This is a genomic window from Pseudomonas sp. R43(2017), from assembly GCF_002112345.1.
Lineage (GTDB): Bacteria > Pseudomonadota > Gammaproteobacteria > Pseudomonadales > Pseudomonadaceae > Aquipseudomonas > Aquipseudomonas kribbensis.
This window is the reverse complement of sequence record NZ_NEHJ01000001.1, coordinates 403,325-426,156: the sequence shown is the minus strand read 5'-3', so window position 1 is coordinate 426,156 and position 22,832 is coordinate 403,325. Positions and strand designations below refer to the sequence as shown.

Here is a 22,832-nt window from a genome sequence, read left to right as displayed (position 1 = left end):
AGGATTTGAAACGTAGCATTCGCGCCAAATTCGATCAAGCCTTGGGTGAGTTATGGGCAATTTGCGTGCGGTAGGAATGGCGGGTTCGCTGGCAGTCGCCATTGCGTTGGCCGGGTGTGGGCCGGCAAGTGAACAAGCGGCGGTGGCGGAAGTGGCGCGCCCGGTAGAAGTGGTGGCGGTGAAGACCGAGCCTTTGGCGCTGACGTCGGAACTGCCGGGCAGGGTGGAACCGATGCGCGTTGCGGAAGTGCGCGCTCGGGTGCCGGGCATCGTGATGCAGAAGCGTTTTGAAGAAGGCGCGGATGTGAAAGCCGGGGATCTGTTGTTCCAGATTGATCCGGCACCGCTCAAGGCTGCGTTGTCGCGGGCCGAAGGTGAACTGGCTCGCGCTCAGTCCGTTGCGCTTGAGGCTCAGGCCCGAGTGAAACGCTATGAACCGTTGGTGAAGATCGAAGCGGTCAGCCAGCAGGATTTCGACAGCGCCATGGCCGACCTGCGCAGCGCACAGGCGGCCACCCGTTCGGCCCAGGCCGATCTGCAAAGTGCCCGGCTGAACCTCGGTTATGCCTCGGTGACGGCACCGATTTCCGGCCGCGTCGGCCGTGCGCTGGTCACCGAAGGCGCCTTGGTCGGGCAGGGAGACGCGACGTTGATGGCGCGGATTCAGCAACTGGATCCGGTCTACGTCGACTTCACCCAATCGGCTGCCGACGCGCTGCGCCTGCGCGAATCGCTCAAGGACGGAAAACTCTCCGCCGACGACAACAAGGCGCTGTCGATTCGCGTCGATGGCACCAACTACGAGCGTCAGGGGGCGCTGATGTTCACCGATGTCGCGGTGGATCGTGGCACCGGGCAGGTGTCGTTGCGCGGCAAGTTCGCCAATAACGACGGCGTGCTGTTGCCGGGCATGTACGTCCGCGTGCGTACGCCACAGGGTACCGACAGCCAGGCCATTCTCGTGCCGCAACGCTCGGTGCAACGGGGCAGCGATGGCACTGCTCAGGTGATGGTGGTCGGCGCAGACGAGCGGGTCGAAGCGCGCAGTGTGGTCACCGGCGCCATGCAGGGTTCGCGCTGGCAGATCAGTGAAGGCCTGAAGGCGGGCGATCAAGTGATCGTCGGTGGTCTTGCCGGACTGCAACCGGGGGCCAAGGTCGTGCCGGGTCAGTCTCAGGCCGTGGCTCAGTCGTCCGAGTCGAAACAATAAGGGCGCCGTCGCCGCGAGGATTTCCCGATGTCCAAGTTTTTCATCAAACGCCCGAACTTCGCCTGGGTGGTGGCGTTGTTCATCTCTCTGGCCGGCCTGCTGGTCATTCCGATGCTGCCGGTGGCGCAGTATCCCGACGTAGCGCCGCCGCAGATCAAGGTCACGGCGACCTATCCCGGTGCCTCGGCAAAAGTGCTGGTGGACTCGGTCACCAGCGTGATCGAAGAGTCGCTCAACGGTGCCAAGAACCTGCTGTATTTCGAGTCGACCAACAACTCCAACGGCATCGCCGAAATTGCGGTGACGTTCCAGCCGGGCACAGATCCGCAGCTCGCTCAGGTCGACGTGCAAAACCGCCTGAAAAAGGCTGAGTCGCGCATGCCGCAAGCCGTGCTGACCCAAGGCCTGGAGGTGGAGCAGGCCAGCGCCGGTTTCCTGCTGATCTATGCGCTCAACTATAAGGAAGGCACCCAACACACCGACACGACCGCGCTGGGCGACTACGCCGCGCGCAACATCAACAACGAACTGCGCCGGGTGCCGGGCGTCGGCAAGCTGCAATTCTTCTCATCCGAAGCCGCGATGCGCATCTGGCTCGACCCGCAAAAACTGGTGGGTTACGGGCTGTCCATCGACGACGTGAGCACCGCGATTCGCGGGCAGAACGTGCAGGTGCCGGCCGGCAGCTTCGGCAGCACGCCGAGCAGCAGCCAGCAGGAACTGACCGCGACCCTGGCGGTGAAAGGCACGCTGGATAATCCGCAAGAATTTGCCCGCATCGTCCTGCGGGCCAACGAGGACGGCTCGACGGTCAAACTGGGCGACGTGGCCCGCGTGGAAATCGGTCAGGAAAGCTACAACTTCAACTCACGCCTGAACGGTAAACCGGCCGTGGCCGCCGCGATCCAGTTGTCCCCCGGTGCCAACGCGATCCAGACCGCAACCGCCGTCAAGGAACGCCTGGCCGAACTGTCGGCGTACTTCCCGGAAGACGTTGAATACTCTGTTCCCTACGACACTTCGCGTTTCGTCGACGTCGCCATCGAGAAGGTGATTCACACCCTGATCGAGGCGATGGTGCTGGTATTCCTGGTGATGTTCCTGTTCCTGCAGAACATCCGTTACACGCTGATTCCGTCGATTGTGGTGCCGGTGTGTCTCCTCGGCACGCTGGTGATGATGTACCTGCTGGGCTTCTCGGTGAACATGATGACCATGTTCGGCATGGTGCTCGCCATCGGCATTCTGGTGGACGACGCCATCGTGGTGGTGGAGAACGTCGAACGGATCATGGCCGAAGAAGGGCTGTCACCGGTCGATGCCACGATCAAAGCCATGGGGCAGGTGTCCGGTGCGATCGTTGGTATCACCTTGGTGCTGTCGGCAGTGTTCATGCCGTTGGCGTTCATGTCCGGTTCGGTGGGTGTGATCTATCAGCAGTTCTCGGTGTCGCTAGCGGTATCGATCCTGTTCTCGGGCTTCCTCGCGCTGACGTTCACGCCGGCCCTGTGCGCCACGCTGCTCAAGCCGATTCCTCAAGGGCACCATGAAAAACGCGGCTTCTTCGGCGCCTTCAACCGTGGTTTTGCGCGGCTCACCGAGCGTTACTCGATCCTCAACAACGGACTGGTGGCGCGTGCCGGGCGGATGATGCTGGTGTATGTGGGCATTATCGCGATGCTCGGCTACTTCTACCTGCGTTTGCCGGAATCCTTTGTGCCCGTGGAAGACCAGGGCTACATGATCGTTGACGTCCAGTTGCCACCGGGCGCAACCCGTACCCGTACCGAAGCGACCGGCGAACAGCTTGAGCGCTATCTCGCGTCCCGTGATGCGGTGCAGTCGATGTTCCTGGTCTCGGGTTTCAGCTTCTCCGGGATGGGTGACAACGCGGCGCTGGCATTCCCGGTGTTCAAGGACTGGTCGCTGCGCGGCGAAGATCAATCGGCGATGGCCGAGGTCATGGCGCTGAACGAACAATTTGCCGTGACCAACGACGGTGCCGTGATGGCGGTGCCGCCGCCACCGATTGACGGTTTGGGCAACTCTGGTGGTTTTGCGCTGCGCCTGCAGGATCGTGGCGGCCTCGGTCGCGAAGCCTTGCTCGCCGCCCGTGACCAGGTGCTCGGTCAGGCCAACGGCAACCCGAAAATCCTCTACGCCATGATGGAAGGCCTGGCTGAATCGCCGCAATTGCGGGTGGTGATCGACCGTGACAAGGCCCGCACCCTGGGCGTGAGTTTCGAGTCCATCAGCAGTGCGTTGTCCGCCGCGTTCGGTTCCGAAGTGATCAACGACTTCACCAACTCCGGTCGTCAGCAACGTGTGGTGGTACAGGCCGAGCAGGGCGACCGGATGACCCCGGAAAGCGTGCTCAAACTGTACGTGCACAACAGCGCCGGCAATCTGGTGCCTCTGAGCGCTTTCGTTACCACGCATTGGGAAGAAGGCCCGGTGCAACTGGTGCGCTACAACGGTTATCCGTCGATCCGCATTGTCGGTGACGCGGGGCCGGGTTACAGCACCGGTGAGGCCATGGCGGAAATGGAGCGAATCGCCGCGCAATTGCCGGCAGGTTTCAGCTACGAGTGGACGGGGCTGTCGTATCAGGAAAAGGTCTCCAGCGGTCAGGCGACGCAATTGTTCGCGCTGGCGATTCTGGTGGTGTTCCTGTTGCTGGTGGCGCTCTACGAGAGCTGGGCGATTCCATTGACGGTGATGCTGATCGTGCCAATTGGTGCCATCGGTGCGGTACTGGCGGTGATGGTCGCCGGCATGCCCAACGACGTGTACTTCAAGGTCGGTTTGATCACCATCATCGGTCTGGCGGCGAAGAACGCGATCCTCATCGTCGAGTTCGCCAAAGAACTGTGGGAGAAGGGCTACAGCCTGCGTGACGCCGCCATTGAGGCCGCACGCCTGCGTTTCCGGCCGATCGTCATGACTTCCATGGCCTTCATTCTCGGTGTGGTGCCGCTGGCATTGGCCACCGGGGCAGGGGCGGCAAGTCAGCGTGCAATCGGTACCGGTGTGATCGGCGGGATGCTCAGCGCGACGTTGCTGGGTGTGCTGTTCGTACCGATCTGTTTTGTCTGGGTGCTGTCGCGGTTGCGCCGTAAACCCGCGCCTGTCGAACAACCCGCTTTGGCTCAGGAGTGATTCCATGCGTATTTCAGCATTTTCTACGCTGGTGATCGCCCTGCTGCTGGGCGGTTGCTCGCTGGCACCGACTTATGAACGTCCAGTTGCGCCGGTTGCGGAGCATTGGGCGGTAGAGACGATGAAGCAGGGCAGTCCGATCAATCAACTGGCATGGCAGGCGTTTATTGTCGATCCCGAGCTGCGCCGTTTGGTGGTGATCGCCCTGGACAACAACCGCTCACTGCGACAGACGCTTCTGGACATCGAACAGGCCCGGGCGCAGTACCGCATTCAGCGGGCCGACCGGGTGCCGGGCTTGAATGCCGGCGCATCCGGCAATCGTCAGCACTTGCCGGCGGATCTGGCCAGCAATGGCCAGGCCGGAGTTGCCAGCAGTTATCAGGTCGGCGTGTCGCTGCCGGAATACGAGCTGGATCTGTTTGGCCGGGTGAAGAGCCTCACTGACTCTGCGTTACAGGAGTATCTGGCGACCGAAGAGGCAGCCCGTGCCGCGCAGATCGCCCTGATCGCCGAAGTCAGTCAGGCTTATCTGCTTCACGATGGTGCCCAGCGTCGCCTGGAGCTGACTCAACAAACCCTGATCAGCCGCGAGTACTCGTTCGCGCTGATCAGCCAGCGCCGCTCGAACGGTACGGCCACAGCCCTGGACTATCAGGAAGCATTGGGGCTGGTCGAGCAATCCCGCGCCGAACAGGAAAGCAATCTGCGGCAGAAACAGCAGGCCTTCAACGCGCTGGTGTTGTTGCTCGGCACCAAGGATGCGGCGAAGGCGATTCCCGAGAGGCTGTCGACGGAGCCGATGCTGGTTCAGGACATTGCGCCTGACACCACCTCGACCTTGATCGAGCGCCGACCGGACATCCTCGCCGCCGAGCATCGATTGCAGGCGCGTAATGCCGACATCGGCGCTGCTCGGGCGGCGTTCTTTCCGCGCATCAGCCTGACCGGCAGCTTCGGCACGTCCAGCGCGCAGATGTCCGGTTTGTTCGACGGAGGCTCGCGGTCCTGGAGTTTTGTGCCGAACCTGTCGCTGCCGTTGTTCGACGCCGGGCGTAACAGTGCCGGCCTGAGCCTGGCGGAAGTGCGCAAGGACTCGGCGGTGGCAGCGTATGAGGGCACGATTCAGACGGCGTTTCGCGAGGTCGCCGATGCATTGGCCGCCACCGACACCTTGCGCCGGGAAGAAGCAGCCCGACGCGCATTGGCCAACACCAGCAGCGAAACGCTGAAACTGGCCAAGGCTCGCTATGAAGGTGGTATCGACAGTCACCTGCGCTACCTCGACGCCCAGCGCACCAGTTTCGTCAACGAAACGGCGTTTATCGAGGTCAGCACCCAGCGGCAGATTGCCCTGGTCGATCTGTTCCGTTCGCTGGGCGGAGGCTGGTCGCCGGACAAGTCCTGACAACAGCTCCTTTGGGTTGGCACGTCCAGCCATTCAGCCCCGTGAACCGAGAGGTCGCGGGGCTTTTTTTGCCTGGCGGAACGTTATTGAGGACGGGCGGGATTGGCAGCGCCATGCAGGAACATCTGTTCCACGACGTTGGCCGAGTTGGCGCTGGCGGCACGCCCACGGCGCTCGGCATCGACCATGGCGAAGATCATGGTCAGGAACAGCTCGGTGAAGACCGCCGCCGTGATATCAATACGGAACGCGCCCAATTGCTGGCCGCGCAGAAAAAAGGCATCGAGGGCATCGAGGTAAAACTGCCAGCGCTTGCCTTCATCGGTGTCGGTGAACGTGTCGGGGCGATACTGAAAGAGCAGGAAAACCAGCATTTCACGATGTGCCAGATGCTCATTCACCAAGCAGCGCAGGGCTTGCACCGGATCGCCATTCAACAGGTCGGTCGTGGTGGTGATCTGGTTCAAAACGGTCTCACCGTGGCTTTCCATGATCTGCACCAGATTGTCACGGGTGCCGCAGAAACGGTGCAGCGTCGCCTTGCTGACGCCGGCGGCTTCAGCCAGTTCCTTGAGCGTCGCGCGTGGACGATCAACGATGGCCAGGGCCAGTGCCTTGATGAGTCGTTCGTCTTGGGGAGTCAGGGACATCAGTGGGTCTCGGAGCGAATTTCAATGCGTGGGATTGTGCAGGAAAAAGCCCGTACCCGACCAGTTGAAATTCCCCCGGAACCCCGGCCAGGCATCGTCCACCGTTGATTGAGTACATCCAATGCGCGCGAGGTCTGCAATAATGACCACCATTGCGGCGCGAGGGCATGTCGAGTGCTCGTGTCGGTATCCGGCATTTTGATTTGGAGGATTCCATGCGTGACATCATTGATGGCTTTCTGCGTTTCCAGCGCGAGGTCTATCCGCAACGTGTCGAGCTTTTCAAGCAGCTCGCGACAGAACAGAACCCCAAGGCATTGTTCGTCACCTGCTCGGACAGTCGTGTAGTACCTGAACTCCTCACACAGCGCGAACCGGGCGAGCTGTTCGTCATCCGCAACGCCGGCAACATCGTGCCGTCTTACGGGCCTGAACCGGGTGGTGTCTCGGCCACCGTCGAATACGCGGTTGCCGTGCTCGGCGTAAAGGACATCGTGATCTGCGGCCACTCGGACTGCGGGGCGATGGGCGCGATTTCACGCTGCACATGCCTGGATCATCTTCCGGCCGTTGCCAACTGGCTCCGCCACTCGGACGCCGCGAAAGCGATCAACGCCGCGCATGAATTCGATACGCCGCGTGACAAGCTCGACGGCCTCGTGCGTGAAAACGTGATCGCACAACTGGCGAACCTGCGCACTCACCCATCGGTGGCACTGGCGCTCGAGCAGGGGCGTTTGAACCTGCACGGCTGGGTCTACGACATCGAGGCAGGCTGCATCGATGCGCTGGATGGCGCCACTCGCCGCTTCATCAAACTTTCCGACTCACCGACCACCGTTGCCGTCGCTGCGCGCAACGTTGATCAGGTGTAACGCTGAGGGGCGAGTCAGGACGGAGATTGCTTCGTCCTGTCGTTCAGGCTCGGGGCGTTTTTGATTCCGGATATGTTTTTCTTCAATCCGATCACCTGTTGATCGAGCCTGCGCCGAAGTTTTTGCCGTACTGGTTTTCGTGAACGGCTGTAGAAGCAGCCATCGACTGCTTCTACAGCCACCCACCGCTTACGCCACTTCGACGTGATCCAGCGCCTGATTCACCGCCAACCCGGCGACCATCACCACCTGCGCAATCCCCAACGCCGTTTTGCGATGCGAGGGTTCGAGCGTGGACGCAAAGTTATTCAACATCTCGGTGGCCGAACCCAGGGATTCGCTGGCGTTGGCCAATAGGGATTCAGTGTTGTACTTGGGATTGGCCCGGAACATCGGCTCGGGATCGACGCAGCACGACATCACCCGGGAAGACGGGGAGAGGTAGTGATCCAGAGCACGCTCGGCGGCGTCGTGGAATTTCTTCGAATCGGGAAATTCGTAAGGGGAGGTTGGGTCGGTTTCGGGTGGGTTGGGTGTTGGTTTGATCATGGTGGAACTCCTACGTCATCAATGGGAGCCGTCACGTTCGCTACCAAACGAAGGGTGGCGGCCATGCTCAGGTTGGTAGACCGGGACATAGGAAACCGGCGCGCCCGAAGACGCCCTGTGCATGACCACCATAACGCGGAGTCTTTCAGACACTGCACATCATGATGCTTATGCAACCTACGATATCCGGGGCTACCAAACCCCATCACTGTTTTTCAGTGACCGGGAAACGATAAGACCCGCGTCGTAGACGCACAAGCCGGCGGATTCTGGCGTAGTCGTAGGCAATGACGCAAGGCGTTGTAGCCTTGGGGAAGTTACGAGTGGTGACTTTAAACGTGGCTGTGTAAACCGCTGATAATTGACATTAGGAACGTGAGTCAGCTCACCTATTAAGGTGATATTCAAAACCACGTTGCACGTTGCGAGCGCCCACTATCGGCCAAAAGCAGTGATTGAAAATTTGTCTACGAAAATCCGGGTGATCGCTTCGGGACCACTGTTGAGTGCTACGCTGTTTGCTGCGCCAAGCACAGCGCCTCTCTCTAATCGCAGACTGAGGCGGTTCTCATGAAACTGCTGTCAGGAAGATCGCATGCACATTGAACGTCTTGGATTGGCGAATTTTCGCTGTTTCGGTCCTCAGCAAACCCCCGTTGCTTTAGGACCAAGTCTTGTAGCATTTGTAGGCGATAACGGCACTGGCAAGACCGCGGTGATGCAGGCCTTGCAGCGGCTGTTTGGTGTCACGGCTGAGCAACGACGATTACGTAAGCAAGACTTTCACATTCCCTTTAATGAGACAGAGCGGCCTGCGGCTCGTACCTTGGTGCTCGAGGCAATCCTTGCATTTCCAGAACTGGATGCCGACGCGGAAAATCCTGCTGTACCAGCGTTTTTCAAGAACATGGCGGCCGAGGAGAATGGAAATCTCAAGGTGCGTTTAAGGCTACACGCCACATGGACGGACGACGGCACCTTGGACGGTGCGATCGAAGAGTCCTACTGCGCAGTGCAGACTTTCGGGGATTTCGAAGAAAGCGACCTCCACCAGCTTCGTGGCTCCGATCGCTCGCGAGTCCAGCTTATCTACATACCGGCAACGCGAGACGGCGCGTCCCAAGTCACTGCTTTCATACGCGGTCGGCTTTGGCGCGCAATCAATTGGTCTGAGCAGGTTAAGGATTCATTGACCGACGCTGGCACTGCCGTGAATCAAGCGTTTTCTGCCGAGGCAGCTGTAAATAGTATCAGCTCTGCAGTTACCCTGCGGTGGCGGCAGCTCCATTCAGCAGGTACTCACACCACACCATCTTTCCGCCCCGTCGACACACGTTGGCAAGAGTTCATCAGGCGCGTAGAAGTTGTGTTTCTCCCCGCCGAAGATGGACAAGACCGTGCGTTAGAGGATCTGAGCGACGGTCAGCGCTCTTTGTTCCATATGGCTATGGTCTCGGCAACGCTGGATATTGAGGCGAGACTTTCAGGTGGTGATGCTCCAGCAGGCTTCGCAGGCGCTGGTATCGCTTTACCTGCGCTGACCATCGTTGCGCTTGAAGAGCCGGAAAACAATCTGGCTCCGTTCTACCTATCTCGCATCATCAATCAGGTCGAAGAGGTCGCCGCAGGGGCAAACGCTCAAGCGATAGTCTCCAGCCACTCGCCCAGCATCCTTGCACGGGTAGAGCCATCTAGCGTGCGGCACTTCCGATTAAATCTGGAGTTCCGTTCCACCGAAGTACGCCAAATAAGTCTGCCGATAGGAGACGAAGAGGCTTCTAAGTTCGTTCGGGAAGCCGTCCGGGCCTATCCTGAACTGTACTTCGCGCGCTACGTGATACTCGGTGAAGGTGCCACCGAGGAAGTGGTGCTGCCCCTGCTCGCTAAAGCGATGAACTTTCCCATCGATAGGTCATTCGTTGCTGTGGTTCCGCTCGGTGGTCGTCATGTCAATCATCTATGGAGATTACTCGCTAGTCTGCAAGTGCCGTATGCGACATTGCTGGATCTGGATTGGGGACGCAGCGGTGGAGGCTTCGGACGTATTAAAACTACATGTGAGCAACTACTTAGTATCGGTGTCACTCCGCAGCAGCTCTTCGCAAATACTTTGCGTGCGGGTGGTTCGGCTGAAAACCTAGCTGAGATATCGAACCATCCTGCTGTTGATCTTGTGTTTTTGCGCCAATGGACCGGTTGGCTTGAGCAATTTCAAGTGTTTTTCTCCGACCCGCTCGACTTGGATTACACCATGCTCAAGGCCTATCCGAGAGCTTATCGGGTTCTCGAGCAGGGAATGCGTGGGCCAGCCCAAGCAGGGGAGCCTCGGGACGCGGTTCTTGGCGCAGAAGGTTCTCCAGCCTTCTATGCAGTTGCGGAAGAAGATGACCTTAGGTGGTATCGATATCTTTTCTTGGGGCGTGGTAAGCCCAGCACCCATGTAAGGGTCTTGAGCCAAATACCCCCCGAAGATCTACTGACAGCGGTGCCAGAGCCTCTACGGCGTCTGTTGACAAAAATTCGCGATACTTTAGAGCAGGCTGAGCAGCAATGAGCTGGAGACCCATTACACCTGAAGAATGGCAGCCACGAGGCATACCTAACCTAGAACCCAATGCGTGGACAGCCCTGCGTCGCATGGAGTCGACGTCTGTGGTCGCAGGTCCGGGTGCCGGAAAGTCTGAATTTTTGGCACAGCGTGCGGCTTACCTTTTAGAGACGGGGTTGTGCAAAGCACCACAGCAGATTCTCGCCATCTCGTTCAAAACTGATGCGGCCGCCAATCTCGCGGCTCGTGTTCGCAAGCGCTGCCCTCCCGAATTGGCTGCGCGGTTCAGCTCCCTCACATTTGACGCTTTCACCAAAAGTCTCGTTGATCGCTTCCAGGCAGCGATTCCAGAGCACTGGCGCCCCACGCGCCCTTATGAGATTACTTTCCCCAACAGACGAATAGTGCAGGACGAGTTGAATCGTATTCAATTCATGGCGCGACCGGAGTGGCAAGCGAGGATCGCACAGTTATCTGTTGAGCGATTTGAGTCAGAGACGATAGGTGGCAGTCGCTTAGAAGAGGATGCGCTCCAGCAACCCACTACAGCCGAACAGTTAGCGATCCATCAATGGCTGCGACAACAGCTATTCGGCGCTAATGTGTCCACGCTTTCGTTCGTTACATTGAACCGGCTGGCTGAGCTGATCATTCGAGCGAATCCCAAGATTGCGCGCGCCCTACGTATGACCTATCCCTACGTATTTGTGGACGAGTTCCAAGATACATCGTTCGCTCAATACGATTTTCTACTGTCCACTTTTGGTCAAGCGGGAACTGTCATCACGGCTGTAGGGGATCACAAGCAGCGGATCATGGGCTGGGCTGGTGCGCGTAATGATGCCTTTGAGCAATTTGAGGTAGATTTTGCGGCTCAGCGGGTTAATCTGCTTTTCAACTTCAGATCTTCACCAGAGCTAGTGCGCGTTCAGCATTTCGTGGCGCAGGCTCTGGATCCGCAATCCCCACAGATCCAGTCACAGACTGAGGGCCAGTTGGATAGGGATGTAGTTCAGGTATGGAGATCTCGCTCGACGGCTGTAGAGGGGCAGAGGCTGGCGCAATGGATAGCCGCGGACATGGCAGCACGTCAGAAGCAACCTAGCGACTATGTGCTCCTAGTGCGTCAGCGCCCTGATCAGTTTGAGGAGGAACTGCAGCCGATATTTACTGCTGCAGGATTGAGTATCCGTAACGAGAGCAAGACTATAGGCCGAACCAATGTCCAAGATTTAATGGTGGATGAGGCTGTAGCCATAGCTCTGGCAGCGCTAAGGCTGGCCAGCGGTCAACGCAATCCGGTGGCATGGTCGACTTTGTCCTCAGCTGTTTATGCTATTCGTGGAGTCGACGAAGACGACGAGGTACGACGGTACCGAGTTGATCAGGATATACAGGCCTTCCTGGATTCGCTCGGACAAGATATCCGTCCTCGTATGCCTACGGTCGAATTGGCATCGGAAATTGCGGATCGTATTTTTGCTTTTTTAGATGTTACGTCAATGTCGACCACCTACGCCGCATACACCAGCAACGACCTACTCTATATTATGGTGGAAGCGTTTTCACTACACCTCCAACAGGCAGCCTCTGAGACTGCGACCTGGTCGAGCTGTATAGATCGGTTCATAGGTACGTACGACATTTCAATGATGACGGTACATAAGAGCAAGGGACTCGAGTTCGACACCGTATTTTTCATTGGGCTCGACGATCAATCATGGTGGAGTCATACGCCACGAAACCCGGAGGGCATAGCAACATTCTTCGTTGCGCTTTCGAGAGCTAAGCAGCGAGCAATCTTCCTTTTCTGCGCGGGCAGAGGAAGCCGTAATCGTGTTTCCGAGCTGTATCAACTGTTAACCGATGCGGGCGTGGAAGAAATCGAGATTCGTTGAACTTTAAGCGTTCCGATATTTTTCGGTTAGAAAGTCATAGCCGCAGATAGGGCGATTCCTCATCTTATGATTTTTTCAGGGACCTTCGTACAAAAATGGGACAGAGGGGGCGCCTAGGTTTTTGGAGTAAATCAAGGACGTATAAACGGACCCCGTTTTTCTTTTTTCTTTAAAGGATAGAAAAAATGGGACAGATTTATTTTCCAGTAGACAAGGAGGCAAGCATGGCTGGCGAGCTTTATGTAGAGTCCCTCAGTAGCAGTGACGTGGATAACCTTGTCCGGTGTGGCGGCGAGTTAATAGAATCCGTATTCCACTCGGACAAAAGTGACTTGGCTGTTCTGTATGCTCGGGCAGCCCTTGCTGCCGGAGCGCAAAATAGAACAAACCTGCCAGCACATTGCTACATCCGCTTTACGCAAAACAAAACCACGCAAATGGATGTCCTTCGGATGGGCAGGATACTGAATCAGACCTCTCGTCCTCCGGTCATCGTTTCAACAAGGCAGACCCTTGCTGGCTGGGCTCTGCTCAATGATATCCAAAAGGCACAACTACTCTGGGTAGAGCTTGGTAGAGCAGCCGTAACGCTCGAGTTCTACAAGGTCGGACTTTCAACCGTGAATTCCTACTACAAGGATTTCAAAATGTTTCCAGAGTGAATTAAAAATGGGGACTAAAAATAAATCTGTCCCCATTTTTACCTGTCCCATTTTTACTCACGATATGAGGAGTGTAGTGAATGCTCAGTCACTTTTGGCGGCCTGTGATTGGTAATAATTGATAAATGGGATCTGTTATAAGCATAAAGTGAAGCCAGCTAGATCGATGGCTTTGAAAAAATCAGCGAGTCAAAAGTCTATTTTCGTTCCGGATCAAAGTCTGCAAGCAATTTCCTTCCACATATAGTCGTAGTTGTACTTCAACCATTGAACCAGCACCTTATCAATCTGCCTGCGTAGCCAATTATGCTCACGCGCCGCCAGCCTTTCCTCGATCGTAACTCTGAGCCAGTCGGGGTCAAATCCTGTCCAGACAGAGGGCAAGGCTGCTGCAATGTTGGAGAAGCACACTGGCGCTACCTCCGAAAAAAATATTTCGCACAGCACGTCAGGATCTATGCCTTTGACTTGGCGCGCGACATAGTCGTAATCGGTCGGAAAATAGTTGAATGGCTCAGACAGTGCGGATCTGACCTCTGTCAGTTGTGGCTCGGTCAGAAAATGTCCCAATGCGAAAACTCCTCTAGTTCCTCATCAAGCGAGCCCGCTACCACGCCGCCCGCGACGCCACCGGCTACGGATCCAACCAAGACGACGGCAATTGCGCAAATCGGTGCTCCTGGGCCACATAATGCACTGACGCCCATCCCAGCCAGTACGCCGCCTAACGCGCCTCCTCCGACAATGATGCCTTGTCGGGCCGTTTCTTTGGGTTTGTTTTCGGCATTCAGGATTTGATAAGTTGCCAGCGCAGCGGTTACAAGAACGCCAAGCTTGCCCATGATCAGCATTTTTTTAGTGCCTTTCGTGAACTTGGCATCATCCCGGCCAGCGGCTTCCAAAATGGTGTAATGAACCTTCTTTTGCTCTGCAGCTGAAAGGCTTTCATAACTTTTCTTGAAGAGATCGTTGGAATAACGATCCATAAGCCATTTCAGTGTCCTACCGTCTTTTTTCTTCCTTTGTACTACTGCCAGGCCCTGCGCAGAGGTCCACTTGCGATGCTCCACCAAAATTTTGTTTCGCATTTCATGGCTGAACGCTACACCTTCTTGCGCTGTTATCTTTCCTGCTTTCACGTCCTCCATCGTTTGCTGAGACATGCGTTTAATGTTCCTCAGATAGCTAGCCCTGATTTTTTCGTCAGAGATGGCATCCAAAGAAAATCTCAGTGCAGCGCCCTCCATTAGCTCTAACGCTCTATCGAGGGGTGAATCTCGCAAGGCATGCTCACGCTGAACAACATAGCTACCCGTGACAATGTACGGCTCTGTCATAGGATGATCCTTATCCTAAAATTGTATTCAAAAGACTCTCGGTCAGAGAGGAGGACTCTGTGATTGCTTGCTCTTCAAACTTGAGCATCACGCACGTCTTGCCTGATGGGTTAGAAAATTTGACCGCGTTGTCTTCATCAAACACACCAGGAAGCGAAGAACCGTCCTCGAAATGCGCAGTACACGATAAGCCTTTATAGCTCTCGTCAGCAGGAATTCTGAAGGCGATCCACCTAGCATGCCCAGCTATAGGCTCAGGCGGGATAAACTCACAAGGTGAGTGAGTATCACCAATGATCACTGTCGACGATCCGCCGATTACAATGCTGCCATGGGTACCGGCGGTATCGATGGTCGCAGCATTCTTGCCGTTTATGAAAACGGTTGAAGAGAGACCAGAGGACAGCGCACTGCCACAGGTGCATGTATCCCCCTGACGCGCAGCGGGTAAGCCGTCAAAAAAAACATCAGAAGAACCTGTGGCGATGGAGTTGGTGCCATGCCCTGGTAAAGGGCAGTTAGATGGGTCGCTCTTACGCGCAGCCGGCTTGGCCATGGTGACGTCCTGTCAAAAGCTCTCTTGGGCGGCAGAATCTATCACGAACTCCACGCCCACTATCACTTTTTGATCAATCGCGGATCCTGGTAGGGGACTGCTTTCGGCCATAAGCGGTCTTTCGGGCTCGAATCGAACCTACCTCGAAAGCCCGTTTGCGCCGTCGTCGACATCACGCAAAATTCTCTTCAGCTCAGGCCGCGTCCACTTCTCCCAAGGAAATACATCCCGGTCATCGTCGCTGTGCCAATACTCGCCTGCATCAAATGCCTGGTAGATAGAAAATGCCGGCTGGGGCATTTCCGTGTGCATGGACAAGTCGACGATATCGCTGATGACAATATTCATCACCTCATCGCAGTAATGAAAATCGCGGGTGCCCGTGATAAACAGTCTTGCTACTGAGATTGCCAATTGGTTCAAAAGGTCGCGACTGTCGATCTGCAGGTGTTCACACATCACACTTAATTCCGTGTTTGGGGCCTTTTCAATGACCGCAAGTACGTAATCAAGGTTGTCATCACTCAGACCTCTGTTCATAGGGTAAAAGTACTCGCCAATCAGTTTTGCCATGGATTCGGACAGGTTTGTCAGAAAAACATACTGCCAGATGTGCTTGCCGAACGTCCGCTTATGGCCGAAAGCGGACCTTCCGAGTACCTGCTTTTAGCCCGTTTCAAAGGTTAATCAACCTACGCCTTAACCCACCGCCCCCGACTCCAAGCACTCAACGAATCCACCCCAAGCACCAACCCCAACATCGCCAAAATCACCGTCCCCGCCTGCGCCTCCTGAAACAGACTCAAGCTTACATACAACATCTGCCCCAGCCCGCCAGCGCCGACAAACCCCAGCACGCTGGCCATCCGGATGTTGTTCTCCCACCGATACAAACAATACGCCAGCAACTGCGGCGCCAGGTTCGGCAGGGTCCCGTAACAGAACGCTACAACCGGATTTCCCCCTTGCAGCCGAATCGCTTCCGCCGGTTCTGGCGGCGTATTTTCCAATGCCTCAGCAAACAGCCGCCCCAGTACACCGGTGGTGTGCAGGGCCAGAGCCAAGGTGCCGGCGTTAGGACCGAGGCCAGCTGCAAACACCATCAACGCAGCCCACACCAATTCAGGAATGGCGCGCAGGCCGTTGAGCAGCAGGCGGGCGGCGCTTTGTAATGGCCAGCCAAAACGCCCGGCGGCGGGGAGTGCCAATAGCAGTCCCAGGACGGCGGCGAGGAGGGTGCCGAGGGCGGACATGGCGAGGGTTTCCATGGCGCCGTGGAGGATGGCGTTGAGGTAACCGGCGCTGAAGTCGGGGCTCAGGAAGCGGCCAACGTACGAGCCCATTTGTTTAAGGCTGGTGGCGCTGCCGAGTTCTTCGAGGTCGAGGCCCAGGTAGGCGAACGAGGCGATGACGGCGAAGACGATGGCGAGGATCAGCGCCGTGTTGATCAGGCGCTTCATGTCAGCCTCCAGCGCAGCAGGCGGCTGAGTTGGTCGGCCCCGAGCACCAGCAGGAGGAAGGTCAGGAGCATGCTGGCGACTTCGCCGCCGGCGAACATGCGGATCGACAGGTCGATCTGTTGGCCGAGGCCGCCGGCGCCGACGAAGCCCATGACCACCGAGGCGCGGATCGCGCATTCCCAGCGGTACACGGTGTAGGAGAGCAGTTCCGCCGCGACGTTGGGCAGCACGCCGTAGGCGAAACTGGCCAGGCGTCCGCTGCCGGCCTGGAGCAAGGCGTGGGCCGGGCGCTGGTCGGTGGATTCGAAGATTTCCGCGTAGACCTTGCCGAGCATGCCGCTGTAGGTGATGGCGATCGCCAGCACGCCCGCTGCCGGGCCGAGGCCGACGGCGCGCACGAACAGCAGCGCCCAGACGATTTCCGGCACGCTGCGCAGGAAGATCAGCAACCCGCGCACCGGCCAGCGCAGCAACCGGCCCAGCAGGCTCGGGCGGCCACCGTGGGATGCGGCGGACAGTGACAAGGCGCGGCTGGCGAGCAGGCTGGCCGGCACCGCCAATATCAGTGCCAACGCCATGCCGGCGGTGGCGATGGCCAGGGTTTGCAGGGTGGCCTTGAGCAGCAGTTGCAGAAAGTCCCGGTCATGGGCCGGCGGCCAGAAGGTCGAGACGAAGCGGCCCATTTCGCTCTGGCTGTCGGCGTGCAGCAACACGCCGAGGTCGAGTTCGCTGAGCTGAATGCCCGGCCACAGCAGGGCAATCGCCAGCAGTGTCAGCAACAGGCGTGGCAGTGCAGCGGGGTCGCGGGTGTCGGTGCTCAGCATCGTGGAATCTGCACAATCAGCGGCGTCAGGGCCGGCGCCGGGGATTGCAGTTGTTCGTTGGCGTACAGGCTGTCGAGCATGTCGTGGCTGACTTGATCGGACGGGCAATCGAACAGGATTTGCCCCTCGCGCAAGCCGATGATGCGCGGGAAGTGGGCGAGCGCCAGTTCCACCGCGTGCAGGCTCGCCACCAGCGTGACGTGGTGCTCTTGGGCATGACGAGACAGGACCGTCAGGGTGTGCCCGGCGAGGACCGGGTCCATGGCCGATACCGGTTCGTCCGCCAGCATTACGTCCGGCGCCTGATACAGCACGCGAGCGATGCCCACCCGCTGTAACTGCCCGCCAGAGAGTTGCTGGCACTGGCTGAAGAGTTTGTCCGCCAGATCCAGCCGCGCCAATGCCGCGCGGGCGCCGGGGATGTCCAGTGGGTGCAGCAGGTTGATGAGGCTTTTGCCCAGGCTCCATTGCCCGAGTTTGCCGGCCAGCACCGCCGTCACCACCCGTTGCCGGGGCGGCAGGGGCGGTGCCTGATGCACCAGGCCGATTTTTGCGCGCAGGTGTTGGCGCTGACGGGCGGACAAGTGCCAGGCCCGCTGGCCCAGCACGTCGATGTCGCCGCTGCTCGGCCGAATGGCGGTGGCCAACAGGTTGAGCAGGCTGGATTTACCGGCGCCGGACGGGCCGATGATCGCCACCTGCTCGCCGCTGTTGATCTGCAAATCCACACCACGCAGGGCTTCGACGCCGTTGGCGTGGTGCAGAAAGACTTGCTTGAGGCTCAGGGTCATTTCAGCAGTTCGGCGGCGCGGGCGGCTTCCTCGATGCCTTTGTAGTTGTCGGGGCTGGTTTCGATGAAGCGGCTGGCGGCCTGCAGGTCGAGGATTTTCTTCTGCTCGGGGTTGGCCGGGTCGAGGGCGAGGAAGGCTTTTTTGATCTTCGCTGCCAGCGCCGGGTCGAGGGTGCCGCGCACGGTCCAGTTGTAATCGAAGTAGGCCGGAGTAGTGGCGAAGACCTTGACCTTGTTGGTGTCGACCTTGCCGGCGTCCACCAGTTTCTGCCAGACGCTGGCGTTCAGCACACCGGCATCGACCTTGCCGGCCTGCACCCAGGCGACGGTGGCGTCGTGGGCACCGGAGTAGCCGACGCGGCTGAAATAGGTCTCGGGTTTGATGCCGTCCTTGAGCATGAAGTAGCGCGGCATCAGGCTGCCGGAGGTCGACGATACCGAACCGAAGGCGAAGGTCTTGCCCTTGAGGTCGGTGAGGCTTTTTACGTTCGGGTCGGCGGTGATGAATTTGCTGGTGAACTGTGCGTCCTGCTCGCGCTGCACCAGCGGGATCACCGGCGTGGTGGCGTCGGTTTTCAGCCGTGCCTGGACGAAGGTGAAACCGCCCAGCCAGGCCATGTCGAGGCGGTCGGTGGCCAGGGCTTCAACCACGGCCGGGTAGTCGGCCACGGGAACGAATTGCACTTTCATGCCCAATTGCTGCTCCAGATAAGCCCCCAGCGGTTCGAACTTGCGCAGCAGTTCGGTCGGGGCCTCGTCGGGAATCGCGCTGACTTTCAACACGTCTGCGGCCTGGGCCAGCAGGGTGGAAAAGGACAGGGCCAGACCTGCAGTCAGTGCCAGGGTGCGTTTGAGCATGGGAATCTCCGTTTCATGGGCGTCAGGATCGGTGCGTAGCCTGCGGAAAAACGTCGGCGGCTGCAACGTCAGGTTAGACGAATCGGCGCGACAGCGAAGCTCAGTCCACCTGCGCGAAGCGCTCCACCAGCCAGTCGATGAACACCCGCACGCGGTTGCTCAGGTGCCGGTTCGGCGGATACAGCAGGTGGAACGGGTACGCCGGCGGGCGCCAGTCGGTGAGGATCGGCACCAGTTCGCCGCGTTCGATGGCCGCCCTGACTGTGTAGCTGAATGTGTGAATGATCCCCAGCCCCGCCAATCCGGCCGCCAGATGCGCGTTGCTTTCGTTGACGCTGACCAGACCTTTGCCTTCGATTTGATGGCGTTCGCCGTTGCGCTGGAAGTTCGACGGCAGGATGCGCCCGGTGGAGGCCGAGCGATAGGCGATCATTTGATGCCGGGCCAGCTCCAGTGGGTGCATCGGCGTGCCGTGGCGCTGCAAATAGTCGGGCGTGGCGCAGGTGGTCCAGGACACTTCTCCGAGGCGGCGCACAGCCAGAGCCTGTTCGGTCAGCGGGCCGCCGCGAATCACGCAGTCGACGCGCTCGCTGATCAAGTCCACCGGGCGGTCGCTGACGCCCAGATCGACCTGAATGTCCGGATAACGCTCGAAGAACTTCGGCAATTCGGGAATCACCAGCATGGTCGCGGTCGAGCCGCCGATGTCCACGCGAATCCTGCCGCGCGGCAAGCCCTGGGCCTGGCTGAAACCCTGATCGATGTCGTCCAGTTGATGCAGCAGTTGTTGGGTCAGCTGGTAATAGGAAGCGCCGTCGGCTGTAACGGTCAGGCGCCGGGTGGTGCGTTGCAGCAGGCGCACGCCGAGGTGGCTTTCCAGTTGCCCGATCAGTTTGCTGACCGTGGTTTTCGGCTGGTTCAACGAGTCGGCGGCTTTGGTGAACGAACCGCTTTCCACGACGCGGGCGAACACGCGGATCGCCAGTAACTGATTCATCGGGCTGCACTCAAGGATCGAAGACAGGGCTGAGTATTGTGCATATCTGTGCACAAACAAAACCGATTTTGCGGATTTTTCAATTCAATCCACCGGCCTAAAGTCGCTTCCAACGGCTCACCTACGACCCGTCACCTTCCTTGAAACGGTTATTGGAGACACATCATGAGCAACAGACTTGAAGGCAAAATCGCACTGATCACTGGCGGCACCACCGGCATCGGCCTGGCCTCGGCGCAGGAATTCGTCGCCCAGGGCGCCACGGTATTCATCACCGGCCGTCGTCAGGCCGAACTGGACAAAGCGGTCACCGCCATCGGTCCTCGTGCCATCGGCATTCAGGGCGATGTGGCGAAGCTGGACGATCTGGATCGCATCTACCGCGAAATCGCCGAGAAGGCCGGGCACCTCGACATCCTGTTCGCCAATGCCGGTGGCGGCGACATGCTGCCGCTGGGGGCGATCACCGAAGAGCACTTCGACCGGATTTTCGACGCCAACGTGAAGGGCACGCTGTTCACTGTGCAAAAGGCGCTGCCGCTGCTGCGCGATGGCGCTTCAATCTTGCTGACTTCCTCGACCACTTCGGTGCAAGGCACGGAAAACTTCAGCGTCTACAGCGCGAGTAAAGCCGCCGTGCGCAACTTCGCCCGGTCGTGGTTGCTGGACTTGAAACCTCGGCGCATCCGCGTCAACGCCATCAGCCCCGGCCCGGTGCGTACGCCAGGTCTGGCAGGGCTGGTGCCGGCGGAACACGCTCAGGGGCTGTTTGATCAACTGGCGTCGGTGGTGCCGATCGGGCGTCTGGGTGAACCGAGCGAGATCGCCAAGGCTGCGCTGTTCCTGGCTTCGGATGACAGCAGCTTCGTCAACGGCATCGAACTGTTCGTCGACGGCGGCACCGCGCAGATCTGATTGGAGACACTCAATGCCCCGGCACTTGTTCATTCGAGTGTCGGGGCTCGTCTGTTTCATCGGTTTCCTCGGCCGGCGCCTTGTCCCAGATCAGGCGCGGGTCGAAGCTCATGGCCGAGAGCATGGTGAACACCACCACCAGCCCGAAGAACAGAATCCCCGGTCGCGGTTCGATATCCCCCAGCGCCTGAAATTTCACCAGCGCCGCCACCAGTGCGACCACTAGCACGTCGAGCATCGACCAGTAGCCGATCAACTCGACGAACCGGTACAGCTTCGAACGTTCCCGGCGCGCCCAGTGGCTGTCCCGTTGCACGGTGACCAGCAGCAGCGTCAGCGCAATGAATTTGATCCCCGGCACCGCAATACTGGCGATGAAGATGATCAGCGCAATGTCCCACGCGCCGTGTTCCCAGAACTCCAGCACGCCACTCATGATGGTGCTGTCGGCGCCGTTGCCGAGCAGGGTGGTGTTCATCACCGGCAGCAGATTCGCCGGCACGTAAAACGCCAGGGCGGCGAACATGTAGGCCCAGGTCCGGGCCAGGGAGTTGGTCTTGCGCCGGTGCAGCGGCGCGTCGCAGCGCGGGCATTGGTGCGGTTCGTCGGTCATGTCGCAGGCCAGCCCGCAGCTGTGGCACAGGCAAAGGTTGAGTTCGCTGGCGGTCGGTGGTCGTTTCACAGGATGTCCCACAAATCACGTATGTCGCGTCCGGCAACGCGGATCAGCAACAGGCTGAGCACGGCCAGCGCAAACAGGCCGATGCCGGGGATCACATCGAGCATGCCCGCCAGTTTGAACACCGCCACCATCGCCCCGAGCAGGCACACTTCGAGCATGCTCCACGGCCGCAGCGCTTCCAGCCAGCGCATGCACAGCTTGAAGGCCGGCGAGCGGCGCGAGGCGAGGGCGAAGCTCAATACCCAGATGAGCAAAACCAGTTGAAAGGCCGGGGCGATGATGATCGAGATCGCCGCGACCATGGCCATGAAGGTGATCGGCCCCTGACTCAGGGCCAGCACCGAATCCCACAGGGTCGCGCTGTTTTTCAGGCCTTTCATGCTGATGCTCATCACCGGGTAGAAATTGGCGAACAGCCACAGCATCGCGGCGGTGAAACTCAGGGCCAGACGCTGTTCCACGCTCAGATTGTTGTGGCGCTGGAGCACGCCGCCACAGCGGGCGCAGAGTGATTTCTGGTAGCGGGCGAGCGTGGCTTTTTCGTACACGCAGTCGCAGTGCTCGCAGATGATCAGGTGATAAGTCGTGGCCATGGGGCGCTCGAGGGGAGGAGGGCTTGAACCTTCTTCAATATAGGCGCGTTGGGGCATCCGACAACTGTCACATCCCGAAATGCACCTTTGGTCTGCCGGCCCGCCGGGTTTGTGGAAGCGTTCCATACTCCTTGGCGCCGAATTCATTACGAGCAGGAGCAGGACCATGAGTGAAAAACCGACGATTGTGCTGGTACACGGGTTCTGGGGCGGGGCCGCGCATTGGGGCAAGGTCATTGTCGAACTGTCGCGCAAGGGTTACAGCAAGATTCAGGCGGTGGAGATGCCGCTGACGTCACTGGCCGACGACGCCGAGCGCACGCGCAAAATGGTCGCTCAAGTGAGCGGGCCAGTGTTGCTGGTCGGGCATTCCTACGGCGGGGCGGTGATCACCCAGGCCGGCAATCAACCGAATGTAACGGGGCTGGTGTACATCGCCGCTTTCGCCCCGGATCAGGGCGAAAGTCCCGGCGGCATCACTCAGGAACATCTGCCCGCCGCCGCGCCGAATCTCGCCCCGGACAGCGACGGGTTCCTCTGGCTCAAGGCCGACAAGTTCCATGAAAGCTTCTGCCAGGACCTGTCGGCGGATGAGGCGCTGGTGATGGCCGTCACCCAGAAAGCGCCGCTGGCCAGCACTTTCGGCGATGTCATCAGTGATCCGGCGTGGAAGCACAAGCCGTCCTGGTATCAGATTTCCAGTCAGGACCACATGATTCACCCGGACAACCAGAAACGCATGTCGGCCCGGCTCAATGCGAAGAAAGTCATCACCCTCGACGCCAGCCACGCGTCGCTGGCCTCCCGCGCTGCGGAAGTGGCGGCGCTGATCGACGAGGCCGCCAAGGCCTGACACCGACC

At 58.9% G+C, this 22,832-nt stretch carries 22 protein-coding genes; 9 read left to right on the top strand and 13 right to left on the bottom strand.

What is annotated here, in order from left to right; all coding sequences use genetic code 11:
- Positions 1-52 precede the first annotated feature (52 nt).
- From CAG02_RS01865 to CAG02_RS01855, 3 genes are read left to right on the top strand one after another with little or no spacing between them, the layout of a single operon-like run.
- On the top strand, positions 53-1,210 hold the full coding sequence (locus CAG02_RS01865; RefSeq protein WP_085709841.1) for a MexC family multidrug efflux RND transporter periplasmic adaptor subunit: 1,158 nt from the start codon (positions 53-55) through the stop codon (positions 1,208-1,210).
- Positions 1,211-1,237: 27 nt separating this feature from the next.
- The gene (locus tag CAG02_RS01860) at positions 1,238-4,369 is read left to right on the top strand and encodes an efflux RND transporter permease subunit (protein WP_085709842.1); all 3,132 of its coding nucleotides are present in this window, start codon (positions 1,238-1,240) and stop codon (positions 4,367-4,369) included.
- A 4-nt stretch (positions 4,370-4,373) separates the two neighbouring features.
- The gene (locus CAG02_RS01855) at positions 4,374-5,777 is read left to right on the top strand and encodes an efflux transporter outer membrane subunit (protein ID WP_085709843.1); all 1,404 of its coding nucleotides are present in this window, start codon (positions 4,374-4,376) and stop codon (positions 5,775-5,777) included.
- Between the two features lie 83 nt (positions 5,778-5,860).
- Here CAG02_RS01855 and CAG02_RS01850 read toward each other — a convergent pair whose 3' ends face one another.
- The gene (locus tag CAG02_RS01850) at positions 5,861-6,427 is read right to left on the bottom strand and encodes a TetR/AcrR family transcriptional regulator (RefSeq protein ID WP_085709844.1); all 567 of its coding nucleotides are present in this window, start codon (positions 6,425-6,427) and stop codon (positions 5,861-5,863) included.
- 215 nt (positions 6,428-6,642) lie between these two features.
- On the opposite strand from CAG02_RS01850, the gene CAG02_RS01845 reads away from it, so the two are divergent.
- Entirely contained in the window at positions 6,643-7,302 is a 660-nt protein-coding gene (locus tag CAG02_RS01845; RefSeq protein ID WP_085709845.1) for a carbonic anhydrase, read from the top strand.
- A gap of 189 nt (positions 7,303-7,491) precedes the next feature.
- On the opposite strand, the gene CAG02_RS01840 is transcribed toward CAG02_RS01845, so the two are convergent.
- Positions 7,492-7,851 carry a DUF6124 family protein gene (locus CAG02_RS01840; protein ID WP_085709846.1) on the bottom strand — a complete coding sequence of 120 codons (360 nt, stop codon included), beginning with the start codon at positions 7,849-7,851 and terminating at the stop codon, positions 7,492-7,494.
- Between the two features lie 595 nt (positions 7,852-8,446).
- Here CAG02_RS01840 and CAG02_RS01835 point away from each other — a divergent pair.
- From CAG02_RS01835 to CAG02_RS01825, 3 genes are all read left to right on the top strand, one after another.
- Positions 8,447-10,405 carry an ATP-dependent endonuclease gene (locus tag CAG02_RS01835; protein WP_085709847.1) on the top strand — a complete coding sequence of 653 codons (1,959 nt, stop codon included), beginning with the start codon at positions 8,447-8,449 and terminating at the stop codon, positions 10,403-10,405.
- Entirely contained in the window at positions 10,402-12,297 is a 1,896-nt protein-coding gene (locus tag CAG02_RS01830; protein ID WP_085709848.1) for a UvrD-helicase domain-containing protein, read from the top strand. The genes CAG02_RS01835 and CAG02_RS01830 overlap by 4 nt, the downstream gene beginning before the upstream one ends.
- 185 nt (positions 12,298-12,482) lie before the next feature.
- Complete coding sequence (locus tag CAG02_RS01825; protein WP_085709849.1) at positions 12,483-12,959, top strand: hypothetical protein; 477 nt, start codon at positions 12,483-12,485, stop codon at positions 12,957-12,959.
- 213 nt (positions 12,960-13,172) lie between these two features.
- Here CAG02_RS01825 and CAG02_RS01820 read toward each other — a convergent pair whose 3' ends face one another.
- The 9 genes from CAG02_RS01820 to CAG02_RS01780 all read right to left on the bottom strand — a co-directional run bounded on the left by CAG02_RS01820 (position 13,173) and on the right by CAG02_RS01780 (position 19,781).
- Positions 13,173-13,529: a hypothetical protein gene (locus tag CAG02_RS01820; RefSeq protein WP_085709850.1), complete on the bottom strand. Its 357-nt coding sequence runs from the start codon at positions 13,527-13,529 to the stop codon at positions 13,173-13,175.
- A complete protein-coding gene (locus tag CAG02_RS01815) occupies positions 13,514-14,296 on the bottom strand; it encodes a hypothetical protein (RefSeq protein WP_085709851.1) in 783 nt (260 codons plus the stop codon). Before CAG02_RS01815 ends, CAG02_RS01820 begins: the two co-directional genes overlap by 16 nt.
- A gap of 10 nt (positions 14,297-14,306) precedes the next feature.
- Positions 14,307-14,852, bottom strand: a complete 546-nt coding sequence (locus CAG02_RS01810; protein ID WP_085709852.1) for a PAAR domain-containing protein — start codon at positions 14,850-14,852, stop codon at positions 14,307-14,309.
- Positions 14,853-14,990: 138 nt separating this feature from the next.
- On the bottom strand, positions 14,991-15,425 hold the full coding sequence (locus tag CAG02_RS01805) for a hypothetical protein (protein WP_248739680.1): 435 nt from the start codon (positions 15,423-15,425) through the stop codon (positions 14,991-14,993).
- A gap of 119 nt (positions 15,426-15,544) precedes the next feature.
- The gene (gene phnE, locus CAG02_RS01800; RefSeq protein ID WP_085709853.1) at positions 15,545-16,312 is read right to left on the bottom strand and encodes a phosphonate ABC transporter, permease protein PhnE; all 768 of its coding nucleotides are present in this window, start codon (positions 16,310-16,312) and stop codon (positions 15,545-15,547) included.
- A complete protein-coding gene (locus CAG02_RS01795) occupies positions 16,309-17,136 on the bottom strand; it encodes an ABC transporter permease (RefSeq protein WP_085709854.1) in 828 nt (275 codons plus the stop codon). Before CAG02_RS01795 ends, phnE begins: the two co-directional genes overlap by 4 nt.
- Entirely contained in the window at positions 17,130-17,927 is a 798-nt protein-coding gene (locus tag CAG02_RS01790) for a phosphonate ABC transporter ATP-binding protein (protein ID WP_085709855.1), read from the bottom strand. The genes CAG02_RS01795 and CAG02_RS01790 overlap by 7 nt, the downstream gene beginning before the upstream one ends.
- Complete coding sequence (locus CAG02_RS01785) at positions 17,924-18,784, bottom strand: putative selenate ABC transporter substrate-binding protein (protein WP_085709856.1); 861 nt, start codon at positions 18,782-18,784, stop codon at positions 17,924-17,926. Before CAG02_RS01785 ends, CAG02_RS01790 begins: the two co-directional genes overlap by 4 nt.
- A 100-nt stretch (positions 18,785-18,884) precedes the next feature.
- Positions 18,885-19,781 carry a LysR family transcriptional regulator gene (locus CAG02_RS01780; RefSeq protein ID WP_085709857.1) on the bottom strand — a complete coding sequence of 299 codons (897 nt, stop codon included), beginning with the start codon at positions 19,779-19,781 and terminating at the stop codon, positions 18,885-18,887.
- Positions 19,782-19,946: 165 nt separating this feature from the next.
- Here CAG02_RS01780 and CAG02_RS01775 point away from each other — a divergent pair, with 165 nt between their 5' ends.
- A complete protein-coding gene (locus CAG02_RS01775; protein ID WP_085709858.1) occupies positions 19,947-20,696 on the top strand; it encodes an SDR family NAD(P)-dependent oxidoreductase in 750 nt (249 codons plus the stop codon).
- Between the two features lie 10 nt (positions 20,697-20,706).
- Here the strand turns inward: CAG02_RS01775 and CAG02_RS01770 are convergent, their stop codons facing one another.
- Together CAG02_RS01770 and CAG02_RS01765 are read right to left on the bottom strand one after the other, a co-directional pair.
- Positions 20,707-21,378, bottom strand: coding sequence for a paraquat-inducible protein A (locus tag CAG02_RS01770; RefSeq protein ID WP_085709859.1), 672 nt, complete (start codon positions 21,376-21,378; stop codon positions 20,707-20,709).
- Entirely contained in the window at positions 21,375-21,971 is a 597-nt protein-coding gene (locus tag CAG02_RS01765) for a paraquat-inducible protein A (protein ID WP_085709860.1), read from the bottom strand. The genes CAG02_RS01770 and CAG02_RS01765 overlap by 4 nt, the downstream gene beginning before the upstream one ends.
- A gap of 166 nt (positions 21,972-22,137) precedes the next feature.
- Between CAG02_RS01765 and CAG02_RS01760 the strand changes: the two genes are divergently transcribed.
- Positions 22,138-22,824, top strand: coding sequence for an alpha/beta hydrolase (locus tag CAG02_RS01760; protein ID WP_085709861.1), 687 nt, complete (start codon positions 22,138-22,140; stop codon positions 22,822-22,824).
- Positions 22,825-22,832: the final 8 nt, after the last annotated feature.

Coding starts and splice junctions, on each gene's coding strand:
- CAG02_RS01765 (WP_085709860.1), bottom strand. CDS start 21,971: ATGGCCACGACTTATCACCTGATCATCTGCGAGCACTGCGACTGCGTG.
- phnE (WP_085709853.1), bottom strand. CDS start 16,312: ATGAAGCGCCTGATCAACACGGCGCTGATCCTCGCCATCGTCTTCGCC.
- CAG02_RS01760 (WP_085709861.1), top strand. CDS start 22,138: ATGAGTGAAAAACCGACGATTGTGCTGGTACACGGGTTCTGGGGCGGG.
- CAG02_RS01785 (WP_085709856.1), bottom strand. CDS start 18,784: ATGCTCAAACGCACCCTGGCACTGACTGCAGGTCTGGCCCTGTCCTTT.
- CAG02_RS01830 (WP_085709848.1), top strand. CDS start 10,402: ATGAGCTGGAGACCCATTACACCTGAAGAATGGCAGCCACGAGGCATA.
- CAG02_RS01790 (WP_085709855.1), bottom strand. CDS start 17,927: ATGACCCTGAGCCTCAAGCAAGTCTTTCTGCACCACGCCAACGGCGTC.
- CAG02_RS01815 (WP_085709851.1), bottom strand. CDS start 14,296: ATGACAGAGCCGTACATTGTCACGGGTAGCTATGTTGTTCAGCGTGAG.
- CAG02_RS01865 (WP_085709841.1), top strand. CDS start 53: ATGGGCAATTTGCGTGCGGTAGGAATGGCGGGTTCGCTGGCAGTCGCC.
- CAG02_RS01825 (WP_085709849.1), top strand. CDS start 12,483: ATGGGACAGATTTATTTTCCAGTAGACAAGGAGGCAAGCATGGCTGGC.
- CAG02_RS01835 (WP_085709847.1), top strand. CDS start 8,447: ATGCACATTGAACGTCTTGGATTGGCGAATTTTCGCTGTTTCGGTCCT.
- CAG02_RS01860 (WP_085709842.1), top strand. CDS start 1,238: ATGTCCAAGTTTTTCATCAAACGCCCGAACTTCGCCTGGGTGGTGGCG.
- CAG02_RS01845 (WP_085709845.1), top strand. CDS start 6,643: ATGCGTGACATCATTGATGGCTTTCTGCGTTTCCAGCGCGAGGTCTAT.
- CAG02_RS01775 (WP_085709858.1), top strand. CDS start 19,947: ATGAGCAACAGACTTGAAGGCAAAATCGCACTGATCACTGGCGGCACC.
- CAG02_RS01840 (WP_085709846.1), bottom strand. CDS start 7,851: ATGATCAAACCAACACCCAACCCACCCGAAACCGACCCAACCTCCCCT.
- CAG02_RS01810 (WP_085709852.1), bottom strand. CDS start 14,852: ATGGCCAAGCCGGCTGCGCGTAAGAGCGACCCATCTAACTGCCCTTTA.
- CAG02_RS01850 (WP_085709844.1), bottom strand. CDS start 6,427: ATGTCCCTGACTCCCCAAGACGAACGACTCATCAAGGCACTGGCCCTG.
- CAG02_RS01855 (WP_085709843.1), top strand. CDS start 4,374: ATGCGTATTTCAGCATTTTCTACGCTGGTGATCGCCCTGCTGCTGGGC.
- CAG02_RS01795 (WP_085709854.1), bottom strand. CDS start 17,136: ATGCTGAGCACCGACACCCGCGACCCCGCTGCACTGCCACGCCTGTTG.
- CAG02_RS01780 (WP_085709857.1), bottom strand. CDS start 19,781: ATGAATCAGTTACTGGCGATCCGCGTGTTCGCCCGCGTCGTGGAAAGC.
- CAG02_RS01805 (WP_248739680.1), bottom strand. CDS start 15,425: ATGGCAAAACTGATTGGCGAGTACTTTTACCCTATGAACAGAGGTCTG.